This is a genomic window from Paracoccus halophilus (assembly GCF_000763905.1).
GTDB classification, from domain to species: domain Bacteria; phylum Pseudomonadota; class Alphaproteobacteria; order Rhodobacterales; family Rhodobacteraceae; genus Paracoccus; species Paracoccus halophilus.
Genome location: NZ_JRKN01000014.1, coordinates 1 through 22,093 on the forward strand (window position 1 = coordinate 1; position 22,093 = coordinate 22,093).

Here is a 22,093-nt window from a genome sequence, read left to right on the forward strand (position 1 = left end):
CTATCATGATGGTGTCTCCGTCTCGCCCTGGTTGCGCCAAGTCCTTGAAGATGCGTGCGAACACACCCATACGAGACCATCTGACGAACCGGTTGTAGAGCGTCTTGTGCGGGCCATACACCGATGGCGCGTCGCGCCACTGCAAACCGTTCCGTTTGACGTAGATGATCCCACTCAGCACCCGCCGATCATCGACCCTTGGTACGCCACGTGATTTCGGAAAGTGCGGTCGAAGACGCTCCATCTGCGCCTCCGTCAACCAGTAGTAGTCGCTCATGTTGCCCCCGTAGTTTGCGGGCGTGAATCACGACTATCCAAAGGGTTCAAGCGGCCTTATGGGTCCTGACCCTAATGAGAGAAGAAACCCGAATCCCCCCTGAAGCAGCAATTGAAGTACTTGTCGCAGAGATTGGTAGGGCTGTTTGCACGCTGCTTGAAAGCACCCAGAACGGAGCCGACGAGGCAACCGCAAAGCAGTTGCAAAATCACCTTGACAATATCCGACACTTCGCCAGTCAAGCGCCCGCTGAGTTGAAGTGGCGTCTCGAAAGAAGGTCAACCTAAAGGCAGCACTACTTGTCCTGCCCTGTCGCAGACAAGGCAGGACATGACCCAGCGTCACCAATCTACTTCTGCGGGCGTCACAGCACTGCAAAATATAGTATAATGCATTGATAATAATTAATAAATATAAGACCTGGAGGACTCGAGTCCCTCCACCCGCACCATCTGAAAACACGACACAAGGGCTGGCCGCGGTCGCTCGCTCGCACCTCCCGGCTATGGCGCAGGATTCACACGATGAATCCGCGTCACTCGATTCGCGTGACAAAACCTTCCACCACCCCGGCAACCCCGCGCCCTCATGTCAAAGCGTTAGCCCGCGCGCAGGGAGGCTTCGGCGTCAAGGCGGCGAAACACCTGCGGCAGGATCTCGGGCAGATCCTCGGCGATCAGGCCGGGACCGAAGCGGCGCGCCGCCTCGGCATGCAGCCATGCGCCGGTCGCGGCGGCATCCAAGGGCGCGAAGCTCCGCGCCAGCAGCCCGGTCACGATTCCGGCCAGCACATCGCCCGAGCCCGCGGTCGCAAGCCAGGGCGCCGCATCCTCGCCCACGGCAGCGGCGATCCGGGCCTGCCCCCTGGGCGTCGCGATCACCGTATCGGGGCCTTTCAGCAGCACCGTGCAGCCGGCCCGCGCCGCCGCCATCCGCGCCGCATCCAGACGCGAAAATGCCGGGCCGCGTTCGGCCGGCGCGGCAAGCCGCTGCGCCAGATCGGGAAACAGCCGCGCGAATTCGCCCTCATGCGGGGTCAGAACGGCCCGCTCGTGCAGATGCGAGAACAAGGCATCGGGCAGGCCGGCAAAGGCGCTCAGCGCATCGGCATCCAGAAGCGTCGCGCGCCCGGCCGCCAGCGCGACCGGCACCAGTTCGCGGGCGCGCTCCAGCCCAAGAGCCGGGCCCAGGCAGATCGCGTTCAGCCGGCTGTCGCGCAGCGCCTGTTCCAGCGCCTGCGCATCGGCCAGCGGGGCCAGCATCACCGCATCCAGCCTTGCCGCATTTTCCGGCAGCGCCTCGGGCGGGACGCCCAGCGTGACCAGCCCGGCACCGCTGCGCAGCGCGGCGCGGGCGGCAAGGCGCGCGGCACCGCCACGGCCGGCGCCTCCGCCAAGGATCAGCGCATGGCCGTGATCGTATTTATGGCCCCCGCGCTTTTGCAGCCGCGCATCCGGCCCGGCCGGCAGCACACTGTCATCCGCCAGCCGCTGCCACGGCTCCAGGCCGATATCCACGACATGCAGCCTGCCGCTCAGCTCGGGCCCGTCGGCAAGCAGATGTCCGATCTTGCGGCGGTGAAAGGTGACCGTCAGATCGTAGATCAGGCCCTGCTCATCCGCGCCGCACAGGCGCCGCCCGCTATCGGCATCCAGCCCGCTGGGCACGTCGATGGCGACCAGCCGGTCGATGCCCGGGGAATTCGGCCCGGAAAAGCCCTCCTGCAAGGCTGCGTGAATATCCTCGAAAACCGGGGCGAGTTCATCCACGGGGCGCGTCAGGCCAGTGCCGAACAGCGCATCGACCAGCACATCCGCCTGCAGCAGACGTGGCCCCAGCAAGCGGCCGACGGGACCGATCTTCCGCCATCGGTCATGGTTTGCGCGCGCATCCGGCGGCAGCCTTGCCGGGTCGCCATAGGCCAGCACCGTGACCTCCCAGTTCACCTGAGACAGCAGCCGCGCCACGACATAGCCGTCGCCACCGTTATTGCCCGGGCCGCACAGGATCGTCGCGCGCCAGCGCCCCGAGCGCCGCGTACCGCGATATTCAGGCCAGTTGGACAGGATCGCCTTGACGACGCCGGCGCCGGCGCGCTCCATCAGCTCCAGCCCGGTGACCTGGCGGCTTTCCATGGCGGCCGTCTCGACCGCCCGCATCTGCGCGGCCGTCAGAAGTTCTCGCGGCAATGCTCTTTTCCCGCCCAAATCAGGGGCACTCCGCCCAAAAAACAGGCAGCAATCGCGGTTTCCCTGTCTTCATGCCAGTTCCTTTACCATGCCGCATGGACCTGCCTCATCAAACCCGCCAATCAGGTCGCAGGCAAGTCGCGACAGGAAGGATCAGGCGATGAAGAAGATCGAGGCCATCATCAAACCCTTCAAGCTGGACGATGTGAAAGAGGCGCTGCAAGAGGTCGGCGTTCAGGGCCTCTCGGTGACCGAGGTCAAGGGCTTCGGACGGCAGAAGGGGCATACCGAACTGTATCGCGGCGCGGAATATGTGGTCGATTTCCTGCCCAAGGTCAAAATCGAGATGGTGCTGCCCGACGATCTGGTCGATGCCGCCGTCGATGCCATCATCTCGGCGGCGCGGACCGAAAAGATCGGCGACGGCAAGATCTTCATCCTGCCGGTCGAGCAGGCGATCCGCATCCGCACCGGAGAGACCGGCGACGACGCGGTCTGACCCGCCCCACCGCCGCAACGATTATCCCATGCCCGGCCAGGATGCCGGGCAGACTGATGGAGGAAGGACCCCCCGATGAAAGTCAAGGACGTACTGGATCTGATCAAAAGCGAGGATGTCGAATATGTCGACGTCCGCTTTACCGATCCCAAGGGCAAGCTGCAGCACGTCACCCTGGTGGTCGATCTGGTCGACGAGGACTTCTTTGAGGAAGGCTTCATGTTCGACGGCAGTTCGATCGCCGGCTGGAAGTCGATCGACCAGTCCGACATGAAGCTGATCCTCGACCCCGCCTCGGTCTATATCGACCCGTTCTATGCCGAAAAGACGCTTTGCGTGCATTGCAACGTGGTCGAGCCCGATACCGGCGAGCCCTATTCCCGCGACCCGCGCGGCACGGCCGTCAAGGCCGAGGCCTATCTGAAGGCCAGCGGTATCGGCGACACCTCGTATTGGGGACCCGAGGCCGAATTCTTCCTGTTCGACGACGTGCGCTATTCGGTGACGCCGCACAAGGTCGGCTATGCGATCGACTCGGTCGATGCGGCATGGAACACCGACACGGAATACGAGGACGGCAACCTTGCCCATCGCGCCGGCCACAAGGGCGGCTATTTCCCGGTGAACCCGATCGACGCGGCCCAGGACATCCGCGGCGAGATGCTGTCGACGATGAAACGCATGGGCATCAAGGTGGACAAGCACCACCACGAGGTCGCCTCGGCCCAGCACGAGCTTGGCATGATCTTCGGCGGGCTGATCGAGCAGGCCGACAATCTGCAGAAATACAAATACGTGATCCACAATGTCGCCGCCGCCTATGGCAAGTCGGCGACCTTCATGCCCAAGCCGATGAAGGGCGACAACGGTTCCGGCATGCATGTCAACATGTCGATCTGGAAGGACGGCAAGCCGCTGTTTGCGGGCGACAAATATGCCGACCTGTCGCAGGAGGCGCTGTGGTTCATCGGCGGCATCCTGAAACACGCCAAGGCGCTGAACGCGCTGACCAACCCGTCCACGAACAGCTACAAGCGGCTGATCCCCGGCTTCGAGGCGCCGGTGCTGCGGGCCTATTCGGCGCGCAACCGCTCTGGCTGCGTGCGCATTCCGTGGACCGAAAGCCCCAAGGCCAAGCGCGTCGAGGCCCGTTTCCCCGACCCCGCCGCCAACCCCTATCTGGCCTTTGCCGCCCTGCTGATGGCCGGGATCGACGGGATCAAGAACAGGATCGACCCGGGTCCCGCCTCGGACAAGGATCTCTATGACCTGCCGCCCGAGGAACTGGCCGAGATCCCGACCGTCTGCGGTTCGCTGCGCGAGGCGCTGGAGGAGCTGGAAAAGGACATGGACTTCCTGCTGGCGGGCGATGTCTTCACCCGCGATCAGCTGGAGGCTTACATGACCCTGAAATGGGAAGAGGTCTATGCCTATGAGCATACCCCCCACCCGGTCGAATACGCGATGTATTACAGCTGCTGACCGACCGGACAGCCCGAGAGCAGGAAAGCCGCCCCTTGAGGCGGCTTTTCGATTTGCCGGGGCACGCCACCGTTGCGGACAGGGGGGCATGCGACTACAAGCCCCGCAAATACAGGAGAGACCGATGATCCCGCGCTATGCCCGCCCCGAAATGACCGCCATCTGGTCGCCCGAGACCAAGTTCCGCATCTGGTACGAGATCGAGGCCCATGCCTGCGACGCCCAGGCCGATCTGGGCGTGATCCCGCGCGAAAACGCCCAAGCGGTCTGGCAGGCGAAGGATGTCGAATTCGATGTCGCCCGCATCGACGAGATCGAGGCGGTGACCAAGCATGACGTCATTGCCTTCCTGACCCATCTGGCGGAACATATCGGCGCCGATCAGGCGCGTTTCGTGCATCAGGGCATGACCTCATCCGACGTGCTGGACACGACGCTGAACGTCCAGCTTGTCCGCGCCGCCGACATCCTGCTGGCCGATATGGACAAGGTGCTGTCGGCGCTGAAGAAACGCGCCCATGAGCACAAGGACACGCTGCGGATCGGGCGCAGCCACGGCATCCATGCCGAGCCGACGACCATGGGCCTGACCTTCGCCCGCTTCTATGCCGAAATGGCGCGCGGCAAGGCCCGGCTGCAGGCCGCGCGGCACGAGGTCGCGACCGGCGCGATTTCCGGCGCGGTCGGCACCTTCGCCAATATCGACCCGGCGGTCGAGGAACATGTCTGCGCGAAGATGGGCCTGCGCCCCGAGCCGATCAGCACGCAGGTCATCCCGCGCGACCGCCACGCGATGTTCTTTGCCACGCTGGGCGTCATCGCCTCGTCGATCGAGAATATCGCCATCGAGATCCGCCACATGCAGCGCACCGAGGTGCTGGAGGCCGAGGAATTCTTCAGCCCCGGTCAAAAGGGCAGCTCGGCCATGCCGCACAAGCGCAACCCGGTCCTGACCGAGAACCTGACCGGCCTTGCCCGGCTGGTGCGCATGACGGTGATCCCGGCGATGGAGAACGTGGCGCTCTGGCATGAACGCGACATCTCGCACAGCTCGGTCGAGCGCGGCATCGCCCCCGACGCCACCATCACCCTGGATTTCGCCCTGAACCGGCTCGCCGGCGTCATCGAAAAGCTGGTTGTCTACCCCGAGAACATGCTGAAAAACATGAACAGGTTCAAGGGTCTGGTCATGTCGCAGCGGGTTCTTCTGGCGCTGACCCAGGCCGGGGTCTCGCGCGAGGACGCCTATCGCCTGGTGCAGCGCAACGCCATGAAGGTCTGGGAACAGGGCGCCGATTTCAAGACCGAGTTGCTGGCCGATGCGGATGTGACCGCCGCCCTGACCCCCGCCGAGATCGAGGAAAAATTCGACCTTGGCTATCACACCCGGCATGTGGACACGATTTTTGCGCGGGTTTTTAGCGAACCGGCCGGGCATTAACCCGCTATTCGCTCTTTGATGCCAGATTGCCCCCGAAACGGAATGAATCGGGAGCAATCCATGGGCGTCGCAGCCATCGAAAAGCCCACGCTCAACGCCAGGCAGAAAGCTGCCATCATCGTGCGTCTGGTGCTGGCCGAGGGCGAGGATATCGACCTCGCCCGGCTGCCGCCCGGGTTGCAGACCGATCTGGCCCAGGAAATGGCGCTGATGGGGTTTGTCGACCGCAAGACCCGCAATGCGGTCGTCGCCGAGTTCTGCGAGATCCTGGAATCGGTCGGGCTGTCCTTTCCCGGCGATATCGACAGCACGCTGGACCTGCTGGACGGTCATCTGTCGCCGGACACGACCGACAGGCTGCGCCGCATGGCGGCGCTGAACGGCGCGGGCGACCCATGGGACCGTATCGCCAATATCTCGCCCGCGCTTCTGGCCGAACTGGCCCGGACCGAAGCCGTCGAGATCGCGGCCGTCATGTTCTCGAAACTCCCGGTATCCCGCGCGGCCGAGGTGTTCGGGCTCCTCGATACCGACCTTGCCCGCCGGATCGCCCATACCATGAACCTGACCCGGAATATCGGCGCCGAGGCCCTGCTGCGGATCGGCAAGGCGCTGATCCAGGCTGCCGATGCCGTGCCGCAGCCGCCGATTACCGGCGCGCCCGGCGAAAAGGTCGGGGCGATCCTGAACTCCTCATCCTCCTCGACCCGGGACAGCATCCTCGAAGGGCTGGATCACGACGATGCGGATTTCGCCGAGGAGGTGCGCAAGACGATCTTCACCTGGGCGCATATCCCGACGCGGATAGATCCGCGCGACATCGCCCGCATCACGCGCGAGGTTGAAAACCCGGTGCTGATCAAGGCCATGGCCGGGGCCAGCGGCAAGAACCGGCCGACGGTCGATTTCCTGCTGGGCGGCCTGTCCTCGCGCCTGGCGGACTCCATGCGCGAAGAGATGGAGACGCTGGGCAAGGTCTCGCCCAAAAGCGCCGAAGAGGCGATGGATCAGGTCGTCGCGGTGATCCGGCGGATGGAGGCATCGGGCGATCTGTTCCTGATCGCGCAAGATCCCGGCGATGACGATACCGCGATAGCCGAGGATGAGCCGGATCAGGCCACCGAGCCGGCGGCCTCCTGACGCCATGTCTTGCCTGCGCCGCGGCTCTGGCCTAGCTAGCCGGGATATGGAGAGATCGGCAGAACACCGCGTTGCGGAACCCGCCCGGAAAGGCCTGGCATGACCAACCAGATCGCTGTGATCCTTGGCCTGATGATTCTGGCGCTGTTCCTGGCGGATGCGCTGTTTCTGGGATGGGGGCTGCCGGTCCTTGCCGGCAAGGCGCTTGTCTCCTCGATCGAATATCTGAGCTTCTGGCGCTGATCGGCGCACGGCGCTCCCGATCGGGGCGCGGCCCAGACAGGCGCCGCCCGGGCTGTTTCAACGCATCCCATCGCCATCGCGCCATTGGGGCATTTGCATCCCGCCCGAATGCAAGCTATTTCGACATGCGAACTTCATCAGCGGCGGAGGAACCCCATGGCTGTCAAGGTGGCGATCAACGGCTTTGGCCGTATCGGTCGGAACGTGCTGCGCGCGATTATCGAATCGGGGCGCAATGATATCGAGATCGTGGCCATCAACGACCTCGGCCCGGTTGAAACCAACGCGCATCTGCTGCGTTACGATTCGGTCCATGGCCGCTTCCCGGCCGAGGTCAGGGTGACCGGCGATTCGATCGATGTGGGCCGCGGCCCGATCAAGGTCACCGCGATCCGCAACCCCGCCGAACTGCCCTGGGGCGATATCGATGTCATCATGGAATGCACCGGGATCTTCACCTCCAAGGAAAAGGTGCAGCCGCATCTGTCGACCGGCGCCAAGCGCGTGCTGATCTCGGCGCCCGGCGAGAATTCCGACAAGACCATCGTCTTTGGCGTGAACGACGACACGCTGACCGGGGACGATCTGGTCGTGTCCAATGCCAGCTGCACCACCAACTGCCTGTCGCCGGTCGCCAAGGTGCTGAACGATACCGTCGGCATCACCCGCGGTTTCATGACCACCATCCACAGCTATACCGGCGACCAGCCGACGCTGGACACGATGCACAAGGACATGTACCGCGCCCGCGCCGCGGCGCTGTCGATGATCCCGACCTCGACCGGCGCGGCCAAGGCCGTGGGGCTGGTCCTGCCGGAACTCAAGGGCAAGCTGGACGGTGTCGCCATCCGTGTGCCGACCCCGAACGTATCGGTGGTGGACCTGACCTTCGAGGCCGCCCGCGATACCTCGGTCGAGGAAATCAACGCCGCCATCAAGGCGGCCGCCGATGGCCCCCTGAAAGGCATCCTTGGCTATACCGAGGAAAAGCTGGTCTCGACGGATTTCAACCACGATCCCCATTCCTCGATCTTCCACATGGATCAGACCAAGGTGATGGAAGGCAAGCTTTGCCGCATCCTGACCTGGTACGACAATGAATGGGGCTTTTCGAACCGCATGTCGGATACGGCGGTCGCCATGGGCAAGCTGCTCTGAGCCTGCGGCGATCCGGCCGGCACGACGATAAAGGGAAGCTGCGCCCCGCAAGGCGGCGCACTTCTCCCGTTCAGATCGGCCCGGCAGCGCCAGCTGTCACGCCGGCATCCGCAGGCCCCAGGGGCTGGTCAGGGTTTCTTCCTGGACAGGCGGCGCACATTCGCCTTGGTGCGACGACGATAGGGGCGCAGCGCGGCCGCCATCACGCGGTCGGCGCGCTCGCCCCGGCCAGCTGCGCGAATCGCCGCATGCATGGCCTCGGTCGCGGCATTGGCCTTTTCCGCCACCATGCGGTGGGGTTCGGAATGATCCTGTCGCAGCAGGCCAAGCATCCCCGCGGTCCGCAACGCGATGACCAGCTGTGCCTCCCATGACATGCGGGCCATCTGCTGCCATAGCAGAAACGGCACCCGCAGCTGTGCGGCATTCATAACAATATTACCCATACCTAAGATCCTTCACGCTAAACCGGACGGTTTCGCAATCTGCACGGCCGCGAGCATGGTGCCAAGTCATCCTTTCGTGCATGTCGGGTCGGCTATGGTCTTGCGGTGACACCCGGTATAGAGAAAACACATGAGCAAATCGTTAACGCTTCGACGCCCCGATGACTGGCATCTGCACCTGCGCGACGGTGAAATGTTGCGGGCAGTGGTTTCATTTTCCGGCAAATTCGGCCGCGCCATCATCATGCCGAATCTGGTGCCGCCGGTCGTGACCGGAGCCCAGGCCAAGGCCTATCGCGACCGGATCAACGTTGCGTCAGAAGAAAAAATGACGTTGCGTCCCCTGATGACCTTGTACCTTACGGAAACTACCGATCCGGCCGATGTGCTGGCCTCGCATGCCAGTGGAATCATCTCTGCCGTCAAGCTCTATCCGGCGGGCGCGACGACGAATTCCGCCTCGGGCGTGCGCGATTTCGACAAGGTCCGCCCGGTTTTCGAGGTCATGGCCGAGGCCGGGATTCCGCTTTGCTGCCACGGCGAGGTAACGGACCCCGCCGTCGACATCTTTGACCGCGAGGCGGTCTTTATCGACCGCGTTCTGGACCCGATCCGCCGCGCCGTGCCGGGGCTGAAGGTGGTGATGGAACATATCACCACGCAGGACGGGGTCGATTACGTCAGCGGCAACGACAATATCGGCGCGACGATCACCACCCATCACCTGGTCATCAACCGAAACCATATCCTGGTCGGCGGCATCCGGCCGCATTATTACTGCCTGCCGGTCGCCAAGCGGGAAACCCACCGCCTCGCGCTGCGCCGCGCGGCCTGTTCGGGGGATGCGCGCTTTTTCCTGGGCACGGATTCGGCGCCGCATCCCGACAGTGCCAAGGAATCGGCCTGCGGCTGCGCGGGCTGCTTTACCGCGCCCAATACCATGTCGATCCTCGCCCATGTCTTTGAAGAGGACGGGGCGCTGGACCGGCTCGAGGCCTTTACCTCGCTCAACGGCGCGGCATTCTACGACCTGCCCGCGAACGAGGACCGGGTCCGGCTTGTCAAGCGCGACGAACCGGTGACATACCCCACCCATATCGCGGCCGGATCCGAGACGGTGACCGTCTTCGACCCCGGATTTCCGCTCTATTGGCAGCTCGAGGACCCCGCATGACCCTGCCCTTTCCCCCACGCGAGGAAATCGCCCGCCTGACCGCCCGCATGCTGCTGGAAATCGGGGCCGTGCATTTCAACGCGACCGAGCCATATACCTATGCCTCGGGCCTCAAGGGGCCGACCTATATCGACTGCCGCAAGCTGATCAGCTACCCGCGCATCCGCTCGACGCTGATGGATTTCCTGGCCGCGACCGTGCTGCGCGATGCCGGGTTCGATGCCTTCGACAATGTCGCGGGCGGCGAGACCGCCGGCATTCCCTTCGCCGCCCTGATCGCCGAGCGGCTGGGCCTGCCGATGACCTATGTCCGCAAGAAGCCCAAGGGCTACGGCCGCAATGCCCGCATCGAGGGCACGATGACCGAGGGGCAGCGCGTGCTGCTGGTCGAGGACCTGACCACCGATGGCGGCTCCAAGCTCAGCTTCGTGGACGCGATTCGCGAAACCGGCGCGGATTGCGCGCATACGGCGGTGATCTTTTATTACGGCATCTTCCCCAAAACGACGCAGCGCCTGGCCGATCACGGCGTCGCGCTGCATTACCTCTGCACCTGGTGGGACGTGCTGGCCGAAGCCAAGGCGCAGGGCTTCTACGATCAGACGACCCTGTACGAGGTCGAAACCTTTCTGACCGATCCCCGCGCCTGGCAGGCGGCTAATCCGTGAACGCCATCGCCGGGTGCCCGGGCGATCGCGCGACCGTAGGCTGCGGCATCGCGTCCTAGGCAGCTTCGCCCATGGACCCGGATCGGGCATCCGTGAAATAACGTGGGGCTTGCACGACTCGGAACCAGGCCGGAGAATCATGGATGAGCGAATTGCGTCCCGTTGAAAACAGAAACCCCGGCGAGATCGCGACCGCCGCCGCCGAACAGGCGGTGCCCTTTTCGATCGAGGCGGAACAGCAGCTACTGGGTGCGCTGCTGACCAATAACGAGGTCTATGACCACGTTTCGCGGGCGATCAAGGCCGAGCATTTCTACGATCCGGTGCATCGTCGCATCTACGAGATCTGCGCCGAACGCATCGCCCGGAACACGCTGGCCAGCCCGGTGACCATCAAGGCCTTCATGGAAGAGGATGCCGGCCTGCAGGAACTGGGCGGCCCGGCCTATCTGGCCCGTCTGGCGGGGGCTGCGATCTCGTCCCATGCGGCGCGCGATTACGCGCAGATGATCCGTGAATTCGCGCTGCGGCGCGAACTGATCTCGCTGGGGCAGGACATTTCCTCGCGCGCCCGGACCGTGCTGGTCAGCGATTCCGCCGAGGAACAGATCAAGGAGGCGGAGCAGACCCTTTACAAGCTGGGCGAACAGGGCGTGGCCGAGCGCGGCTTTCAAAGCTTCCTGCTTGCCGTGACCGGGGCGCTCAATGCGGCCAATGCGGCCTATGGCCGGGGCGGCGGGCTGTCGGGCGTCTCGTCCGGGCTCAAGGATCTGGACAGCAAGATGGGCGGGCTGAACCGCTCGGACCTGATCATCCTCGCGGGGCGCCCCTCGATGGGCAAGACCTCGCTGGCCACCAATATCGCCTTCAACGTGGCCAAGGCCCACAAGACCGGCGAACTGCCCGATGGCAGCACCGGCACGCTGGCGGGCGGGGTCGTCGGTTTCTTCAGCCTGGAAATGTCGGCCGAGCAGCTTGCGGCGCGGATCCTTTCCGAAGCGGCCGAGGTGCCCAGCGAGGCGATCCGCCGCGGCGACATGACCGAGGACGAGTTCCGCCGCTTTATCGAGGCCGCGCACGACCTGCAGAACTGCCCGCTGTTCATCGACGACACCCCGGCCCTGCCGATCAACCAGCTGGCCGCGCGCGCCCGCAAGCTGAAACGCACCATGGGCCTTGACCTGCTGATCGTGGACTATCTGCAACTGCTGCGCGCCGCGACCGCCAAGGACAGCCGCGTGAACGAGGTCAGCGAGATCACCCAGGGGCTCAAGGCAATCGCCAAGGAGCTGGACATCCCGGTGATCGCGCTGTCGCAGCTGTCGCGCCAGGTCGAGTCCCGCGAGGACAAGCGCCCGCAGCTTTCCGACCTGCGCGAATCCGGCTCGATCGAGCAGGATGCCGATATCGTGATGTTCGTCTTTCGTGAAGAATATTACCGCGAGCGCGAAAAGCCCGCCGACCACGATCTGGACAAGATGGCGAACTGGCAGCAGATCATGGAAGCCTGCCATGGCAAGGCCGAGGTCATCATCGGCAAGCAGCGCCACGGCCCGATCGGCACGGTCGAGCTTGCCTTCGAGAGCCGCTTCACCCGCTTCGGCGACCTGGAAAAGCACCGATCCTGGGACCGCGCTGACTAGGCCCTGAGCCGGTTCGGCCTCTGCCGGTCCGCGCGACGCTGATATGGGCACCGGGTGGTTGCCTTTGGCAAGGGCGCGGGCAATGTAGCGCCATGAAGACTCAGCATCTGGCACCCGTGCGCAGGCCGCGACTGCTCACCCTCGTCTCGATCTCGGCCATCGGCGCGCTGTCGATGAACATCTTCCTGCCCTCGCTGCCCGGCATGGCGCGCGATTACGGGGTGGATTACGCGCTGATGCAGCTTGCCGTTTCCGGTTTTCTGGGGGTCAGCGCGGTGCTGCAACTGCTCTGCGGCCCGGTCAGCGACCGTTTCGGCCGCCGGCCGGTTGTGCTGGGCTCGCTGGCAATCTTCGTTCTGGCCACCCTGGGAACCTTGCTCGCGCCAAGCGCGGGCTGGTTTCTGGTGTTTCGCATGATCCAGGCCATCGTCACGACCGGCTTCGTGATCAGCCGCGCCGTGGTCCGCGACATGGTGCCCGGCGAATCCGCCGCCAGCATGATCGGCTATGTCACCATGGGCATGGCGCTGATTCCGATGATCGCGCCCACCCTGGGCGGCGTGCTGGACGAGGCTTTCGGCTGGCGCGCCAGTTTCGCCGTCTCCGGGCTGGCGGGACTGGCGGTGCTTGGCCTGTGCTGGTTCGACCTGAGCGAAACCGCGCGCGGCGGCGGCGTGCCGATGCGGCAGCAGATCGCGACCTATCCGGTGCTGGCCCGCTCGCAGCGGTTCTGGGGCTATGCGCTGGCCGCGGCGCTCAGCGCGGGCTCGTTCTACGCCTATCTCGGGGGCGCGCCCTTTGTCGGCGAAAGCGTCCTGAAACTGAGCACGGCCGAGATCGGCTATTGGTTCGCGGCGCCGGCGCTTGGCTATGCCTCGGGCAACTTCCTCTCGGCCCGCTATTCGATCCGCATCGGGATGAATTACATGATCCTGGGCGGCGCGCTGATCTGTTCGGGCGCATTGGGGTTCGCGCTGATCGCCGATCTGCTGGGCAGCCGCTCGCCGCTCGTCTTTTTCGGCTCGGTGGCCTGCATGGGCATCGGCAACGGCCTGGTGCTGCCCAATGCCAATGCCGGCATGATGGGCGTGCGCCCCGAACTGGCCGGCACCGCCAGCGGGCTGGGCGGCGCCATGGCGGTGGCGGGCGGCGCCGGCCTGGCGGCACTGACCGGAGTCTTTCTGCGCGAAGGGGCCAGCGCCGCGCCGCTGCTGATCATCATGACGGTCTCGGCGGTGGCCTCGGCTTTGGCGATCCTGTGGGTCATGGCGCGCGAACGCAGCCTGCTGCGGCGCGGCTGATGGGCTCTTGCCTCCCGGCCTTTGCAAAGCGTATCCCTGATATTTGCAAAACCAGGGAGCAGCCATGGCCACCCAGAAGATCTATGCCGGCGTTGCGCTGCGCGAGACCCGATCGCGCGCCGGGCTGACGCAGCGCGCCTTTGCCGACCGGCTGGGCGTGTCGCTGCCCTATCTGTCGCAGATGGAGAACAACCATCGCCCGGTCTCGGCCGGCGTGCTGCTGCGGCTGGCCTCGGAATTCTCGGTCGATCTGGGGGCGATGGCGGTGGGCGATGCCGAGCGCATGGTGCTGGACATGGCCGAGGCGCTTGCCGATCCCCTGTTCGACAGCCCCCCCTCGCCCGCCGATCTCCGGCTGGCGGCGACCAATGCGCCGGCGCTGGCGCGCGCCTTTCTCGACCTTTATCGCGCCCATCGCGACGGGCAGGAACGGCTGGCCGCGATGGATGAAGCGCTTGGCGCCGGCGCGCAGAACGCCACCCCCTCGCCATGGGAAGAGGTGCGCGATTTCTTTCATTATTGCGACAATTACATCGATGCCGTGGACAAGTCGGCCGAGCAATTCGCCCGCATCCGTCCCGAAACGCCGCCCCTGCCCCGCGTCATCGCCGCGCTGGCGGATCGCGATATCCGGGTCGAGCTGGCCGAACTGGGCAGCGGGCCGGTCTATCTGCGTGACGGCAGGCGCATCACGCTGAACGCCGCGGCCGAACCCGCGACGCAGGCCTTTCAGCTTCTGCATCTGCTGGCGCTGGAGGCACGGGGCGATTTGCTCGAGGCAACGCTGGAACTGGCGCGGTTCCGCAGCGCCTCGGCCCGCAATATCGCGCGGCTGGGTCTGGCCAATTACTTCGCCGGCGCCGCGATGATGCCTTACGCGCGCTTTCTGGATGCGGCCCGCGCCGAAAGGCACGATCTGGAGCGGCTTGCCCATCTGTTTCACGCCTCGCTGGAACAGGTCGCGCACCGGCTTTCCACCATGCAGCGCGGCGGCGCCCGTGGCGTGCCATTCTTTTTCGTTCGCGTCGATCAGGCCGGCACGATCACCAAGCGCCATTCCGCCACGCGGATGCAATTCGCGCGCTTTGGCGGCGCCTGCCCGCTCTGGAACGTGCATCAGGCATTCGAGACGCCGGGCCGTTTCCTGCGCCAGCTGGCCGAAACCCCGGACGGCAAGCGCTATCTGCTTCTGGCGCGCGATGTCTCCAAGCCCGGCGGCGCCTTCGGCGCGCCCGTGCGGCGTTTCGCCATCGGTCTGGGCTGCGAGATCAGCCATGCCCGCGAGATGATCTATGCCGATGGGCTGGATATCGGGAACCCGCATCTGTTCGAGCCGATCGGCGTCTCATGCCGCATCTGTCCGCGACCGAACTGTCATCAGCGATCGGTTCCGCCGATCGACCGGCATATCCGCATCCCGCAGGACCGCCCCGGCCCGCTGCCCTACGAGGTTGCCTGAGCGGAAAAGTGATTCTGCACCGCAGAGAAAGTAAAGTTTCAACCGGGAAATTTCCCGCCCGGGGTGGCAACCAGAAAACAATCTTAAGTTGCGATGAACCGGATCGTTCAACAGCGACCGCAGGCGAGTGTCTGACAATATCGCCAGATTTATCATTGAATTGCACATGCATCCTGGAATGCATCTGCGAATATCCCGCTCTCCCCAAGGATGATTCCCGGCGGAAATCCACTTGCTTCCGGCAGTCGATCGGCATCATTCCGCCCATCCGACATGTAACTGTCCCAGAAATGTTGCGCTCCGGGCACAGGTCGGTTTTACCCATGCGCAGCTAAGGCCGTGCCCGTCAAGCTTGGCCAACCAGAATGGAACCCGGGACATTGCGCATTACTCAAAGTCTGAATTCGGTGCTTGAGCGCTGGCTGCCGGAACAGCGTCTCTTCCTGAAGTCGGAACGGTCCACCCGCTTTCTGCGGCTGCGCCCGGTCACGCAACTGGTCATCGTCAGCGGCGGCGCGGCGGTCTTTGGCTGGTCGATCATCGCCACCTCGATCCTTGCGATTGACGCGATCAGCGCCGGATCGGTCAGAGGGGAAATGCGCCGTTCGCAGGGCGCGCTGGAATCGCGGCTGACCGATCTTTCCGCCGAGCGCGACAGCCGCGCGGCCGAGGCGGTCGCAGCACAGAACCGCTTTTCCGTGGCGCTGGATCAGGTTTCGCGCATGCAGTCCCAGCTTCTGGAATCCGAAGCACGGCGGCGCGAACTGGAAACCGGGATCGGCGCCGTCCAGGCCAGCCTGCAAGAGGCCGTCGAGTCCCATCACGATACGGAAAGCCTGACCGCCGATGCCGGTGATCAGGCCGCGCGCACCGCCGAGTTGCAGGCCGCGCTGGATATCCTGTCGCGCGAGTTGAAAACCGCCTCGGCCGAGCGCGCCTCGGCCGAGCAGCAGGCCGAGGACGCCACCCGCATCGCCGAGGCCACGCGGCTGGAACGCGACCTGATCGTCGCGCGCAACGACGAAATCCTGACCCAGCTCGAAGATGCCGTGTCGGTTTCGGTCGAGCCGCTGGACGAGATGTTCCGCAGCGTCGGCATGAATCCCGACGAGATCCTGCGCACCGTGCGCCGCGGTTATTCCGGTCAGGGCGGCCCGCTGAACCCGGTCGGCTATTCCTCGAGCGGCAATGCCGCGATCACCCAGGGCGAGGCCAAGGCCCGCGAGATCATGATCACGCTGGATCAGGTCAACACCTATCGCATCGCCATCGAGAAGATGCCGCTGGCGATGCCGGTCCAGTCCGCCTATCGGCTGACTTCACCCTATGGCCGCCGCTGGGGCCGGATGCATTCCGGCATCGACATGGCCGGCCCCGCCGGCACGCCGGTTTACGCCACCGGCGACGGCACGGTGATCTGGGCCGGCTGGCAAAGCGGCTATGGCAATCTGATCAAGATCCAGCACGAGCTGGGCACGGAAACCCGTTTCGCCCATCTGTCTAAGATTCGCGTGAAGAAGGGCCAAAAGGTATCGCGCGGCACCCAGATCGGTGATATGGGCAATACCGGCAGGTCGACCGGACCGCACCTTCACTATGAGGTCCGTGTGGACGGCCGCGCCGTGAACCCCATGAGCTTCATCAAGGCAGCCCAAAATGTTTTCTAAAACCCGCGTTACCGAACCCGGCCCCCGCAATCAGCCGACCTCCGACCAGACCGAGCCTCCGCGCAGCCTTGACGCCGATTACGACCTGCCCGCCGCTGCGCCATCCTCGCCGCGCGCCCGGCTGGCGCCGTCGGTCCTGTCCTCGGACCTGACCGTCACCGGCAATATCAGGACCGAGGGCGATATCCAGGTCGAAGGGAATGTCGAAGGCGATATCCGCGCCCATCAGCTGGTCGTCGGCGACAGCGCCACCATCCGCGGCGAGATCGTGGCCGAGGAAATCGTCGTCAATGGCCGCGTCATCGGCCGTGTGCGTGGCCTGAAGGTCCGCCTGTCTGCCACCGCCCGCGTCGAGGGCGACATCATCCACAAGACCATCGCCATCGAATCGGGCGCCCATTTCGAGGGTTCGGTTCAGCGGCAGGAAGACCCGCTCGCCAATGGCGTGACGCCCAAGCTGGCGCCGCCAAGCGCGCGGCCTGCCGGCAATGCCAATGCGCAGAACGGCGGCAAGCCGGCCGGCGCCGGCGAATAATCGCCCCGGCACCATATCCGTTCCCGGCAGCCGGGGGCGGAAAGGATCGCAGACATCAGGACCAGGGGCGGCCCCGCGCCGCCCCTTTATCCGTTTCCCCGGCTGCGGAACGCCGCCCTATTCCGGGTCCGGCATCAGGCGGCGATACATGTGCCAGCTGGCATGACCAAGCACCGGCAAGGCGACGAACAGTCCCAGAAACAGCGGCAACATGCCGATGAACAGCAGCCCCGCGATGATCAGCGCCCAGACCAGCAGCACCGGCAGATTCCGCCCCACCGCCTGAAAGCTGGCAATCATCGCCGAAACCAGATCCACTTCGCGATCCATGATCAGCGGCAGCCCGACCACGGTGATCGAGAACAGCATCATGGCAAAGCCCGCCCCCACGATGCTGCCCACCAGCAGCATGGTCAGCCCGCGCCCCTGAAACAGAAGCTCGAAGGACGAGGTGACATTGGTCAGCGACGACACGCCCATGAACAGGGCGAAGATCGTATGGGCCACAAAGACCCAGAACATGAACATCAGCAGGATGAGCATGGCCATCGACGGCACCTGGCGGTCCTTTTGCGCCATGACGATGCCCAGGATCTCGCGCCAGATCAGCGGCCGATCCGTCTCGATGCGGCGGCTGACCTCATAGAGGCCGGTGGCGGCAAAGGGCGCGATCAGCGGAAAGCCGACGACAAAGGGCATCAGCCACCATTCCTGCCCCGAGGCAAGGGCGACGGCGGCCAGCACCAGACCGCCGGCGACATAGAAGGCGGCAAAAAGCAGCCCAAAGGCCGGGGCGCGGCGGAAATCGCGCCAGCCGGCGGCCAGCACCTGCGGGATGGTGTCGAAACCGATGGTTTCGGGCAGCGGAATTTCGTCGGGGCCGGGATCGGGATTCGGGTCGGGCAAGGGCTCACGCTCGGGATCGGGGATCGGCGTGGGAATGGGCTTGGGATCCGAATCGGTCATGGACATCGTCTTCCTCCGTCACCGGGAAGCTTAGCAGGACAACGGTAAAGGAAAAGTATCCTGACGGCCGCATCCCGGACGGAGCCGACCCGGCTTGCTCACAGGGCGGGCGTCGGCGCCGCGATCCCTGCCCGGCGCCACGCGAAATCCGCTCAGCCGGCCAGGCGCAGGCGCAGCGCCTCGTTCACCACCGGGGTGACGAATTTCGACACATCGCCGCCGAGCCGCGCGATTTCCTTGACCAGCTTCGAGGCGATCGCCTGACGCCGTGCATCCGCCATCAGAAAGACGGTCTCGATACTGGCATCCAGGGCCCGGTTCATCCCGACCATCTGGAATTCATATTCGAAATCGGCGACCGCGCGCAGGCCGCGCACGATCACCGTCGCGCCGACATCGCGCGCGCAGTCGATCAGCAGGTTCTCGAAGGGGTGAACATGGATCTCGCCGCCGGTGCGCGCGGTGATCGCATCGCATTCCTGCCGCACCATCGAGACGCGCTGTTCCAGATCGAAAAGCGGCCCCTTGTCGCGATTGATCGCCACGCCGATCACCAGCCGGTCCACCAGCGCCATGGCGCGCTCGATGATATCGACATGGCCCAGCGTGATCGGGTCGAAAGTGCCGGGATATAGTCCGATCCGCATGGCGCCTCCTTCAGGTTCGCGGGGGTGCAGCGAACAGGTTTTTCGCCGGGATTGCAAGAGCGGGCGCCGCAATCGCCGCCGCGCCGCGCGTTCAGTTGCCCATGATCATGCCGGTCAGGGCCTCTTTTTCGGCGCTCAGCTCCTTGAGCCGGGCCGAGACGACATCGCCGATCGAAATGATGCCGACCATCTCGCCGGCATTGTTCACCACCGGCATGTGGCGAAAGCGGCCATTGGTCATCTGTTCCAGGATCACCATCGCGTCCTCGCCGGTGCTGCAGGTGACCAGCTTGCTGGTCATCAGATCGCTGACCTGCCGCTCCAGCACGCCGGCGCCATCCTTGCTCATCTCGCGCACGATATCGCGCTCGGACAGGATGCCCATGGGGGTTTTTCCGTCCCGCGAGACCACGACCGCACCGATCCGCTTGTCCGACAGCAGCCGGACCGCATCGGCGACGCTGGCCTCGGGGCCGATCGTGATGATGTCGCCGCTGGGCTTCATCGAGATTATCTGGTTGACGAGCATTGTTATTCCTCCTGCGGTCGGGCTGTCGATAGCTGCCTGTGACTGTCAAGGTCACCGCAACCCGTGTTTGCGTCAAGTGGGACATTGCCGCGGCCGGCCATCACGGCGAAACCTGCGCCTGAAGCCGCGCGACTTCGGCCCGGATGCCCTGCGCCAGCGCTTCGGCCAGCCGGTTCATCCGCTGCGACCGGCGGTCATCGGCATGGCGGATCAGCCAGAAGCTGCGTGCGAGCGAGATCTGATCCGTCAGCACGCGCCGCACGCCGGGGCAAAAGGGAATCGCGAAATCATGCACGATGCCCAGCCCCGCCCCGGCGCGGATCGCCTGCATCTGGACCGAGACCGAATTCGAGGTCATCTGCGCCCATTCCATGCCGGTTTCGGTCAGGTAGTCCAGTTCACGGTCAAAGATCATGTCCGAGATATAGCCGATCATCCGGTGACCGCGCAGATCGTCGCGGTCGCGGATCGGCGGATGGGCGCGCAGATAATCCTCATGCGCGGCAAGATGCAGGTGATATTCGGTCAGGCGCTGCACGACCAGCCGCCCCGCCTGCGGCTGCGAGACGGCGACCGCCATATCCGCCTCGCGGCGCGACAGGCTGAAGACCCGCGGCAGCGCGACGATCTGGATTTCCAGCCCCGGATGGGCCTCGCAGATGCGGGCGCAGATCTGCGGCAGCAGGTAATTCGCGCAGCCATCAGGCGCGCCGATGCGCAGCTGCCCGGCCAGATCGCCCGGGCCGGACAGCGCCTCTTCGGCGCCCGACAGCGCCGCCTCGGCGGCCTCGGCATGGGGCAGCAGGCGCTCGCCCTCGGGGGCCAGCGCGTAGCCCTGCGGCATCTTGACGAAAAGCTTGGCGCCCAGGGCCGTTTCCAGCCGCGCCACCCGGCGCCCGACGGTCGAGGCGTCGATCCCCAGACGCCGCCCCGCCCCGGACAGGCTGTCGGCCCGGGCCACGGCCAGAAAGATGCGTATGTCGTCCCAATCCATCGCCGTCCCCCGGCATCGCCCCGAGCTTTGCAGAAACGCAAGGCTGTTTTGCCATGTTTCCTCTTTGCCCGGCAATGCTGCACGATTAGATTGCCTCATGACAAGGACATTTCCACTTCATGGGAGGATCGGATGCAAGAACTCTGCCACTGGATCGACGGCAAGGAAGCCAAAGGCACCACGGGCCGTTTCAGCGATGTCTTCAACCCGGCGACGGGCGAGGTGATCGCCAGGGTGCCGCTGGCCAGCGCCACGGAACTGGCCGCCGCCATCGACAGCGCCGAAAAGGCCCAGATCGGCTGGGCGGCCACCAACCCGCAGCGCCGCGCGCGGGTGATGATGCGGTTCGGCCAGCTCATTCACGACAATATGGACATGCTGGCCGAGCTGGTCAGCCGGGAGCACGGCAAGACCCTGCCCGACGCGCGTGGCGACGTGCAGCGCGGCCTTGAGGTGATCGAGGTCTGCATGGGCGCGCCGGCGCTGCTCAAGGGCGAATATACCGACAATGCCGGCCCGGGGATCGACCTTTATTCCATGCGCCAGCCGCTGGGCGTGGTGGCGGGGATCACGCCGTTCAACTTTCCGGCCATGATCCCCTTGTGGAAGATGGGCCCGGCGCTGGCGGCGGGCAATGCGATGATCCTGAAGCCGTCCGAACGCGTGCCCTCGACCTCGATCGCGCTGGCGAAACTGGCGCAAGAGGCCGGCCTGCCCGATGGCGTGCTGCAGGTGGTCAATGGCGACAAGGAAATCGTCGACGCGATCCTGGACCATCCGACCATTCAGGCGGTGGGCTTTGTCGGCTCGACCCCGATCGCGCAATATATCTATGGCCGCGCGGCCTCGAACGGCAAGCGTGCGCAATGTTTCGGCGGTGCCAAGAACCACATGCTGATCATGCCCGATGCCGATCTGGACAAGGCGACCGATGCGCTGCTGGGCGCCGGTTTCGGCGCGGCGGGCGAGCGCTGCATGGCGATCTCGGTCGCGGTGCCGGTGGGTGACGAGACCGCCGACGCGCTGATCGAGCGGCTGGTGCCCAAGATCGAAAAGCTGAAAGTCGGCCCCTATACCGCCGGCGACGATGTCGATTTCGGTCCGGTGATCACCAAGGCCGCGCAGGAGCGGATCAACCGGCTGATCGCCTCGGGCGTGGATGAGGGCGCGAAACTGGTCGTCGATGGCCGCGACCTGAAGATCCAGGGCTATGAGAACGGCTTTTTCTGCGGCCCGTCGCTGTTCGACCATGTCACCCCCGACATGGAAATCTACCGCGAAGAGATCTTTGGCCCGGTCCTGTCCAGCGTGCGCGCGAAAACCTATGAGGACGCGCTGAAGCTGGTCATGGATAACGACTATGGCAACGGCACCGCGATCTATACCGCCGATGGCGACACGGCGCGCGATTTCGCCAGCCGGGTCAATGTCGGCATGGTCGGCGTCAACTTCCCGATCCCGGTGCCGCTGAGCTACTATACCTTTGGCGGCTGGAAGAAATCGGCATTCGGCGACCTGAACCAGTACGGGCCCGATGCCTTCCGCTTCTATACCAAGACCAAGACGGTGACGGCCCGCTGGTTCTCGGGGATCAAGGACGGCGCGGCGCTGAACTTCAAGGCGCTGGACTGATCC

21 protein-coding genes are annotated in these 22,093 nt (G+C 64.9%); 14 read left to right on the forward strand and 7 right to left on the reverse strand.

All coding sequences use genetic code 11. The annotated features are described in order from the left end of the window. Both IT41_RS10990 and IT41_RS10995 read right to left on the reverse strand, forming a co-directional pair. On the reverse strand, positions 1-277 hold a 277-nt coding region (locus IT41_RS10990), incomplete at its 3' end, for an IS5 family transposase (protein WP_036741137.1). A 599-nt stretch (positions 278-876) separates the two neighbouring features. Continuing rightward, entirely contained in the window at positions 877-2,436 is a 1,560-nt protein-coding gene (locus IT41_RS10995) for a bifunctional ADP-dependent NAD(P)H-hydrate dehydratase/NAD(P)H-hydrate epimerase (protein ID WP_036741345.1), read from the reverse strand. Positions 2,437-2,626: 190 nt separating this feature from the next. Between IT41_RS10995 and IT41_RS11000 the strand changes: the two genes are divergently transcribed. The 6 genes from IT41_RS11000 (at position 2,627) to gap (ending at position 8,429) form a co-directional block, all read left to right on the forward strand. Continuing rightward, positions 2,627-2,965, forward strand: coding sequence for a P-II family nitrogen regulator (locus IT41_RS11000; RefSeq protein WP_036741140.1), 339 nt, complete (start codon positions 2,627-2,629; stop codon positions 2,963-2,965). A gap of 75 nt (positions 2,966-3,040) precedes the next feature. After that, on the forward strand, positions 3,041-4,447 hold the full coding sequence (gene glnA / locus IT41_RS11005; protein ID WP_036741141.1) for a type I glutamate--ammonia ligase: 1,407 nt from the start codon (positions 3,041-3,043) through the stop codon (positions 4,445-4,447). 124 nt (positions 4,448-4,571) lie between these two features. Continuing rightward, positions 4,572-5,888, forward strand: a complete 1,317-nt coding sequence (gene purB, locus IT41_RS11010) for an adenylosuccinate lyase (protein ID WP_036741144.1) — start codon at positions 4,572-4,574, stop codon at positions 5,886-5,888. 60 nt (positions 5,889-5,948) lie between these two features. Continuing rightward, positions 5,949-7,028 (forward strand): flagellar motor switch protein FliG, encoded by a 1,080-nt coding sequence (locus tag IT41_RS11015; protein WP_036741146.1) that lies wholly within the window; start codon positions 5,949-5,951, stop codon positions 7,026-7,028. A 99-nt stretch (positions 7,029-7,127) separates the two neighbouring features. Beyond that, positions 7,128-7,271 carry a hypothetical protein gene (locus IT41_RS21290; protein ID WP_036741149.1) on the forward strand — a complete coding sequence of 48 codons (144 nt, stop codon included), beginning with the start codon at positions 7,128-7,130 and terminating at the stop codon, positions 7,269-7,271. Between the two features lie 156 nt (positions 7,272-7,427). Further along, entirely contained in the window at positions 7,428-8,429 is a 1,002-nt protein-coding gene (gap, locus tag IT41_RS11025; protein ID WP_036741151.1) for a type I glyceraldehyde-3-phosphate dehydrogenase, read from the forward strand. Between the two features lie 128 nt (positions 8,430-8,557). On the opposite strand, the gene IT41_RS11030 is transcribed toward gap, so the two are convergent. Next, positions 8,558-8,875 carry a hypothetical protein gene (locus IT41_RS11030; RefSeq protein ID WP_052081440.1) on the reverse strand — a complete coding sequence of 106 codons (318 nt, stop codon included), beginning with the start codon at positions 8,873-8,875 and terminating at the stop codon, positions 8,558-8,560. Positions 8,876-9,005: 130 nt separating this feature from the next. Here IT41_RS11030 and pyrC point away from each other — a divergent pair, with 130 nt between their 5' ends. From pyrC to IT41_RS11065, 7 genes are all read left to right on the forward strand, one after another. After that, a complete protein-coding gene (gene pyrC, locus IT41_RS11035) occupies positions 9,006-10,049 on the forward strand; it encodes a dihydroorotase (RefSeq protein WP_036741157.1) in 1,044 nt (347 codons plus the stop codon). After that, entirely contained in the window at positions 10,046-10,717 is a 672-nt protein-coding gene (locus IT41_RS11040; protein ID WP_036741161.1) for an orotate phosphoribosyltransferase, read from the forward strand. Before pyrC ends, IT41_RS11040 begins: the two co-directional genes overlap by 4 nt. Positions 10,718-10,860: 143 nt before the next feature. After that, a complete protein-coding gene (locus IT41_RS11045; RefSeq protein WP_036741163.1) occupies positions 10,861-12,360 on the forward strand; it encodes a replicative DNA helicase in 1,500 nt (499 codons plus the stop codon). Positions 12,361-12,452: 92 nt separating this feature from the next. Further along, positions 12,453-13,661, forward strand: a complete 1,209-nt coding sequence (locus tag IT41_RS11050) for a multidrug effflux MFS transporter (protein ID WP_036741166.1) — start codon at positions 12,453-12,455, stop codon at positions 13,659-13,661. 64 nt (positions 13,662-13,725) lie between these two features. Then, complete coding sequence (locus tag IT41_RS11055; protein WP_036741169.1) at positions 13,726-15,120, forward strand: helix-turn-helix domain-containing protein; 1,395 nt, start codon at positions 13,726-13,728, stop codon at positions 15,118-15,120. 365 nt (positions 15,121-15,485) lie between these two features. Further along, on the forward strand, positions 15,486-16,787 hold the full coding sequence (locus tag IT41_RS11060) for a M23 family metallopeptidase (protein ID WP_052081442.1): 1,302 nt from the start codon (positions 15,486-15,488) through the stop codon (positions 16,785-16,787). Then, positions 16,777-17,322, forward strand: a complete 546-nt coding sequence (locus IT41_RS11065) for a bactofilin family protein (RefSeq protein WP_036741172.1) — start codon at positions 16,777-16,779, stop codon at positions 17,320-17,322. The genes IT41_RS11060 and IT41_RS11065 overlap by 11 nt, the downstream gene beginning before the upstream one ends. A 117-nt stretch (positions 17,323-17,439) precedes the next feature. Here the strand turns inward: IT41_RS11065 and IT41_RS11070 are convergent, their stop codons facing one another. The 4 genes from IT41_RS11070 to IT41_RS11085 form a co-directional block, all read right to left on the reverse strand. Then, a complete protein-coding gene (locus tag IT41_RS11070) occupies positions 17,440-18,294 on the reverse strand; it encodes a DUF2189 domain-containing protein (RefSeq protein ID WP_081967536.1) in 855 nt (284 codons plus the stop codon). 146 nt (positions 18,295-18,440) lie between these two features. After that, positions 18,441-18,935: a pantetheine-phosphate adenylyltransferase gene (gene coaD / locus IT41_RS11075; RefSeq protein ID WP_036741176.1), complete on the reverse strand. Its 495-nt coding sequence runs from the start codon at positions 18,933-18,935 to the stop codon at positions 18,441-18,443. 91 nt (positions 18,936-19,026) lie between these two features. Continuing rightward, positions 19,027-19,464 (reverse strand): CBS domain-containing protein, encoded by a 438-nt coding sequence (locus IT41_RS11080; RefSeq protein WP_036741178.1) that lies wholly within the window; start codon positions 19,462-19,464, stop codon positions 19,027-19,029. Between the two features lie 100 nt (positions 19,465-19,564). Continuing rightward, positions 19,565-20,458, reverse strand: coding sequence for a LysR family transcriptional regulator (locus IT41_RS11085; RefSeq protein ID WP_036741182.1), 894 nt, complete (start codon positions 20,456-20,458; stop codon positions 19,565-19,567). 132 nt (positions 20,459-20,590) lie between these two features. Between IT41_RS11085 and IT41_RS11090 the strand changes: the two genes are divergently transcribed. Then, positions 20,591-22,090 carry a CoA-acylating methylmalonate-semialdehyde dehydrogenase gene (locus IT41_RS11090; protein WP_036741185.1) on the forward strand — a complete coding sequence of 500 codons (1,500 nt, stop codon included), beginning with the start codon at positions 20,591-20,593 and terminating at the stop codon, positions 22,088-22,090. The last annotated feature ends 3 nt before the right edge of the window (positions 22,091-22,093 follow it).